The organism is Inquilinus limosus MP06, assembly GCF_000767795.1.
In the GTDB taxonomy this organism is placed as follows: Bacteria; Pseudomonadota; Alphaproteobacteria; order DSM-16000; family Inquilinaceae; genus Inquilinus; species Inquilinus limosus_E.
Genome location: NZ_JANX01000671.1, coordinates 1 through 2993, shown reverse-complemented (window position 1 = coordinate 2993; position 2993 = coordinate 1). Strand labels below are relative to the sequence as shown.

The 2993-nt window shown below is 70.3% G+C and carries 2 protein-coding genes; both read right to left on the bottom strand.

The window, feature by feature from the left end:
- Positions 1 to 2313: alanine--tRNA ligase (gene alaS / locus P409_RS30575; RefSeq protein WP_034847339.1), on the bottom strand; the 2313-nt coding region annotated here is incomplete at its 3' end.
- A gap of 434 nt (positions 2314 to 2747) precedes the next feature.
- Positions 2748 to 2993: hypothetical protein (locus P409_RS39475; protein ID WP_034847337.1), on the bottom strand; the 246-nt coding region annotated here is incomplete at its 5' end.

Below are 2993 nucleotides of genomic sequence, written 5' to 3'. Positions count from 1 at the left end.
GGCCCCGCCGCCGGAGCCCGCCGTCGCCAGCTTGCGCCGCAGGTCGGAGACCTCGCGCTCCAGCCGCCGCCGCTCCTCGACCAGCGCGGCCAGGCGGGCCGGCAGCTCCTCCGGCGTCACCTTCAGCGCGCCGGCGGCTTCGGCCAGCAGCGTGTCGCGATGGGCGGCATAGGCCACCGCGCCCTCGCCCGTCACCGCCTCGATGCGGCGGATACCGGCGGCGACCGCCCCTTCCGACACCAGCCGGAAGGCGCCGATATCGCCGGTGCGGCCGACATGGGTGCCGCCGCACAGCTCCTGCGAATAGACCCTGTTGCCGTCCTGGCCCATGCCGACGACGCGCACGGTGTCGCCGTATTTCTCGCCGAACAGCGCCATGGCGCCGGCGGCGATCGCGTCCTCCGGCGTCATCAGCCGGGTGGTGACCTCGGAATTCTCGCGGATCCGGGCGTTGACCTCGGCCTCGACCGCGGCGATGTCCTCGGGCGTCAGCGGCCGCGGCTGGCTGATGTCGAAGCGCAGCCGCTCCGGCGCGACCAGCGACCCCTTCTGGGTGACATGCTCGCCCAGCCGGCGGCGCAGCGCCTCATGCAGCAGATGGGTGGCGGAGTGGTTGGCGCGCAGGGCGCTGCGGCGAGCATGGTCGACCCTCAGCTCGACCGCGTCGCCGACCTTCAGCGTGCCGGTCTCGACCGTGCCGATATGGGCCCACAGCACGCCGGCCTGCTTCTGGGTGTCGCGCACCGCCACGGTGACGCCGCCGGTACCCCCGGCCAGGGTGATGGTGCCCGCGTCGCCCATCTGGCCGCCGCTCTCGCCATAGAACGGCGTCTGGTTGAGCACGACCACCACCTCGGCGCCCGGCCCGGCCTGGTCGACGACTTGGCCATCGACCACCAGCGCGGTGACGACACCCTCGGCAACCTCTGTGTCATATCCAAGAAATTCAGTGGGTTCGAGCTTTTCCTTCAACTCGAACCACAAGGCGCCGGTGGCCGCCTCGCCGGAGCCGGCCCAGTTCTTCCGGGCCTCGGCGCGCTGCCGCTCCATCGCCGTCTCGAAGCCGGCGGTGTCGACCCCACGGCCCTGGCCGCGCAGCACGTCCTGGGTCAGGTCGAGCGGGAAGCCGTAGGTGTCGTACAGCTTGAACGCCACGTCGCCCGGCAGCGCCTGGCCGGCGCCGAGGCGGCCGGTCTCGTCTTCCAGCAGGCGCAGGCCACGGTCGAGCGTCTGCTTGAAGCGGGCCTCCTCCAGCTTCAGCGTCTCGGTGATCAGCGCCTCGGCCCGCACCAGCTCGGGATATGCTGTGCCCATCTGGCGCACCAGCGCCGGCACCAGCCGGTACATCACCGGGTCCCGCGCGCCGATCAGATGGGCGTGGCGCATGGCGCGGCGCATGATCCGGCGCAGCACGTAGCCGCGGCCCTCATTCGACGGCATGACGCCGTCGGCCATCAGGAACGAGGTGGCGCGCAGATGGTCGGCGATCACCCGGTGGCTGACCTTGTGCGGGCCGTCCGGGTCGCTGTTGGTGGCATCGGCCGAGGCCTCGATCAGGGCCCGCATCAGGTCGATGTCGTAGTTGTCGTGCTTGCCCTGCAGCACGGCGGCGATGCGCTCCAGCCCCATGCCGGTGTCGATCGACGGCCGCGGCAGGTCGACCCGCGTCTCCTTGGTGACCTGCTCGTACTGCATGAAGACGAGGTTCCAGATCTCGATGAACCGGTCGCCGTCCTCGTCCGGGCTGCCCGGGGGGCCGCCGGCGATGCCGGGGCCGTGGTCGAAGAAGATCTCCGAGCACGGGCCGCAGGGGCCGGTGTCACCCATCGCCCAGAAATTGTCGGAGGTCGGGATGCGGATGATCCGCTCCTCCGGCAGGCCGGCGATGCGGCGCCACAGCCCGGCCGCCTCGTCATCGGTGTGGTACACCGTGACCAGCAGCTTGTCCTTCGGCAGGCCGAATTCCCTGGTGATCAGGCCCCAGGCCAGATCGATCGCCCGCTCCTTGAAATAGTCGCCGAAGGAGAAGTTCCCCAGCATCTCGAAGAAGGTGTGGTGCCGGGCGGTGTAGCCGACATTCTCGAGATCGTTGTGCTTGCCGCCGGCGCGCACGCATTTCTGCGAGGTGGTGGCGCGCTGGTAGGGCCGCGTCTCCATGCCGGTGAAGACGTTCTTGAACTGCACCATGCCGGCATTGGTGAACAGCAGCGTCGGGTCGTTCCGCGGCACCAGCGGGCTGGATGCCACCACCTCATGGCCGTTCTCGCCGAAGAAGTCGAGGAAGGTCGAGCGGATGTCGTTGACGGTCTGCATCGGGGAGGTCGGCCTGGGCGTCTTGATGGTGCGGCCCCGGAGAACCCGACGGCCGAGCCGTCGCTTGTAGCGCGCCGGGGCGACCGCTGTCCAGGAAGGGACGCGGAGGATTCGTTGCCGATGCGACCCGCCGCGCGGGCGACGCGGCGGATTCCCTGCCCTGCAGTGGGGAGCCGGGCGAGGCATGATGTTCGGCATCGGGCCGGAGGATGGGCCCGTCCCTTCTTGTCACGCACGGGCGTGGCCCATGGATAGGGCCCGGACTTCAACTCCTATTGTCATTGCCGGGCTTGACCCGGCAATCCAGGGGCCGCGGAGAGCCGCTCTCGAAAACCCCTGGATCCTCGGGTCAAGCCCGAGGATGACACTGAAATTGAGCAGAAGCTCGGGCGCGGCCGATCGTTCGGCAAACCGTATCGGCCCCGGCCCGTCCCTCACCCGGTATCGGGGATATCCGGCCTCTCGAAGCAGTTATGGGGATCGATGCCGAGGGACCGGCAGAGGCGTCGGGCGACGGTCTGGGTGGTCTCGGTGTCGAGCCATTCGGTGACGTCCGGCTCTCGCAGCCGGGCCGCCAGCCCGGCCCGGATCCCGGGGATCCGGGCCGGGTCGCGGAGATCGGCGAAGCTGCGCTCGACCGCCGTGGCGGCCGCGTCCCGGCGCCGGGCCCGCTCGGCCTT